We start from the raw sequence: 3,261 nt of genomic DNA on the forward strand, positions 1-3,261 counted from the left end.
ACGAATTCCATCAGTCCGGTGACGACGCGCTCGTTCGGGTCGATCCCGGCGCAGGACAGCACCTCGCGCCCATCGCGCGAGCGCGCCCAGCGGGCGATCTGCTCGGGTCCGTTCCCGTATTTCTTGTCATCCGCGATCGCATCGTCCAGCGCGGCCAGCACCACAGCAGCGAACAGTTTTCGGGCGCGGTTGCCCTGTTCGTGATTGAAAGCGGTGCCGTCAACGAAATCGGCCATCTCATCGTCCTTTTATTCTTGCTCTTGCGTTTTGCACGTGCCACCGAATATGACGGTTTTGCATCGATTTGATATTTCCGTTTTCGAATACCTCTCATGCGTATAGCGCATGGCTGAGATTGAAACCACACATGATATTGTCGCGGGGCGCCCCTCGCAACGCCAAGATATGGGGGTGCCGGTTCCGCGTTCAACCCCGTGTTAATCTTCTTGCGTCGCGCGCCGGGATCAGGCCCCGACTGCATCCAGGCATTTCTCGACCATGCCCCGATAGCCGCCGCCGAACAGCCGCAGATGCACCAGCGCGGGCCAGAGCTGATAAAGTGGGCGGCGCGCCTGCCAGCCGGGCTCCGGCGGGTCATAGGCTCCGGCAAGGTCCGCGCCCGGGCGGCCGAACAGATGCAGCATGGCCAGGTCCACCTCGGCATGGCCGTGGTAACAGGCCGGGTCGATCAGCGCGGCGCCCTGCTGCGTGAACAGCACGTTCCCGGCCCATAGATCGCCATGCAGCAAGGCGGGCGGAGGGTGGCGCGGCAAGAGGTCGGGCAGGCGCGCGGCCAGCCGCTCGACCCGTCCTGCGAGGTCCGCGGGCAGCGCGCCGGGCCAGGCCAGCAGCCGCCGTTCGGCCCAGAAGCCGGGCCAGTCGGGGCAGGGCGCGTTGGGGATGGCCGCGGGGCCGAAGGCATGATCCTCGTCCCAGCCATAGCCCGCCCCCCGGGCCGCGTGCAGCCGCGACAGTGCCCTGCCCAGCGCGGCCCATCCGGCCGGTCCGGCCCGCGTCTCGTCGAGATGTTCCATCAACATCAGATCGCCCGCCAGCGCGATCACGGCCGGGCAGGGGACACCGGCCTGCGCCATGGCCGCCAGCATCCGCGCCTCGCGCGCGACCAGTGGCCCGGATTTCGCCACGACAACGCGCCCGTCCGTCAGGGTGACCCGCATCACCTGCGACAGGCTTCCCCCGTGCAGCGGCACGATCCCCGTGACCGGAATGCCCAGAAGCGCGCCAATCGCGTTCCGGTCAGCCATCGTCCAGCGTGACGGTCGCCGCGCCTGCGCGCATCGGCCCCGCCGCCCGGTCGAAGCGGAGAAAGGCGATGGCCCGGCCGCCCGCCTGCGTGAACAGCACGCCCGCCGGCTTTTCGCCGGCCATCACGGGTGTGCCCACCGGCGCCGCGCCGTCGATGCGCACGGTCGCCAGCCCCTTTTTCAGCTCGGTCTTGTGCTTCATCCGGGCGGTGACTTCCTGGCCGACATAGCAGCCCTTGCGGAAATCGACGCCGTTCAGCCGCTCGAACCCGGCTTCGAGGATATAGGTGTCGTCGGGGATCAGCTCGATTCCGGTCTCGGGGATGCAGTGCGCCACCCTGATCGCGTCCCAGTCGGTCGCGCCTTCGGGACCGGGCACCGGGGAATAGGCCCGCCAGCCAAGCGCGGGGTCGCGCGGGTCGGGGAAGGCGCCCGGCGGGGGCGCGCCAAGGCCCCGCAGCACATGCAGCCCGGCAGGTTCGATCCCCACCTTCGCGCGCAGCCGATACATCGACAACCGCCGGATCAGCGCCTCGGCGATCCCGGTCTTGACGTCGATCAGGATCGCGTCCTCGGTCCCGGCGAGGAAGAAATCGGCCAGATACTTGCCCTGCGGCGTCAGCAGCGCGGCATAGACCAGCCGCCCGTCGATCTGGCGCACGTCATTGGTGACCAGCCCCTGCAGGAACGCCACCCGGTCCTCGCCGGTGATCTTGAGAACCGTCCGGTTGCTGGCGGCCTCGCCCTGCATGCGTGTCTCCTTTGCTGGGTGTTCCTTCGGATATAGCGCCCGCGCTCAGCCTTCCGAGGCGAATTGCAGACGGTAGAGCCCGGCATAGAGCCCGCCCCGGGCGAGCAACTCGTCATGGGTGCCCTCTTCGGCGACGCGGCCCTTGTCCATCACCACGATCCTGTCGGCGTTGCGCACCGTGGCAAGGCGATGGGCGATCACCAGCGTCGTGCGTCCCTGCGACAGCCGCGCCAGCGCCTCCTGCACGATCCGTTCGGACTGGGAATCGAGCGCCGAGGTCGCCTCGTCCATCAGCAGGATCGGCGCATCGCGCAACAGCGCGCGGGCGATGGCGACGCGCTGGCGCTGGCCGCCTGACAGGTTCGAGCCGCGCGGCCCGGCCGGGCTGTCCAGCCCCGCGGGCAGGGCGGGCAGGAAATCGGCGATATGGGCGGCCCTGACCACCTCGGCCAGCCGCGCCTCGGACACGTCCTTGCCCAGACAGATATTCTCGCGCAGCGGCTCGTCGAACATCGGCGCCTCCTGCGTGACGACCGAGAACAGGTCGCGCAGTTCCGCCAGCGGCAGCGCATCCACCGGCACGCCGCCCACCAGAACCCGGCCGCGCTGAGGCTCGACCAGCCGGGTCAGCAGGTTGAAGACGGTGGACTTGCCCGCGCCCGACGGCCCTACCAGCGCGGTCATCTGTCCCGCCTTGGCGGTCAGCGTCAGCCCGTTCAGCGCGGGCGCATCGCCATAGGCCAGATACACATCGTCCAGAACGATGTCGCATTTGCCACCGGGGGCGGGCAGGGTGCCGGGGCTGGCGGGGGACAGGATCGTCGGGCGTTCCTGGAACACCGCGAAAAGCCGTTCGAGGCTGGCCAGCGCGGCCTGCCAGGCGCCCGAGACCCGGCCCAGACGGCGCAGCGGCTCGAAGACAAGGGCGATGGCGGTGAAGAAGGCCATGAACTCGCCCACCGTCTTGTCACCGTCGATGATCTGCATGCCGCCGAAGACCAGCACACCGGCAAAGCCGATCCCGCCCACCACATCGATCAGCGCCGGGATGGCCGATTGCCCGGCCTCGGACCGGATCTGGACCTGCACATAGCCGTCCACCGTCGTGGCGAAGCGGACTTCCTCGCGCGATTCCAGCCGGTTCAGCTTGATCGTTGTGACCCCGTGAAACGTCTCGTCCAGCCGGTTCGAGATCGAGGCGGCGGCCTCGCGTGCGGCCCGCGTGGTGCGCCGCACCCAGCGTTG

General features: G+C 68.9%; 4 protein-coding genes. All 4 read right to left on the reverse strand.

What is annotated here, in order from left to right; translation table 11 throughout:
• Nucleotides 1–236 (reverse strand): DUF6280 family protein (locus ENN83_RS12730; protein ID WP_287187538.1); only part of this gene is annotated, 236 nt, incomplete at its 3' end.
• A 228-nt stretch (nt 237–464) separates the two neighbouring features.
• Nucleotides 465–1,265, reverse strand: coding sequence for a fructosamine kinase family protein (locus ENN83_RS12735; protein WP_287187540.1), 801 nt, complete (start codon nt 1,263–1,265; stop codon nt 465–467).
• Nucleotides 1,258–2,016 (reverse strand): YgfZ/GcvT domain-containing protein, encoded by a 759-nt coding sequence (locus tag ENN83_RS12740; protein WP_287187542.1) that lies wholly within the window; start codon nt 2,014–2,016, stop codon nt 1,258–1,260. The genes ENN83_RS12735 and ENN83_RS12740 overlap by 8 nt, the downstream gene beginning before the upstream one ends.
• 45 nt (nt 2,017–2,061) lie before the next feature.
• Nucleotides 2,062–3,261, reverse strand: a 1,200-nt coding sequence (locus ENN83_RS12745; protein ID WP_287187543.1) for an ABC transporter ATP-binding protein, incomplete at its 5' end; no start/stop codon positions are given.

Origin of the sequence: Rhodovulum sp., assembly GCF_011048875.1 — a bacterium.
GTDB classification, from domain to species: Bacteria; Pseudomonadota; Alphaproteobacteria; order Rhodobacterales; family Rhodobacteraceae; genus Rhodovulum; species Rhodovulum tesquicola.

Coding starts and splice junctions, on each gene's coding strand:
- ENN83_RS12735 (WP_287187540.1), bottom strand. CDS start 1,265: ATGGCTGACCGGAACGCGATTGGCGCGCTTCTGGGCATTCCGGTCACG.
- ENN83_RS12740 (WP_287187542.1), bottom strand. CDS start 2,016: ATGCAGGGCGAGGCCGCCAGCAACCGGACGGTTCTCAAGATCACCGGC.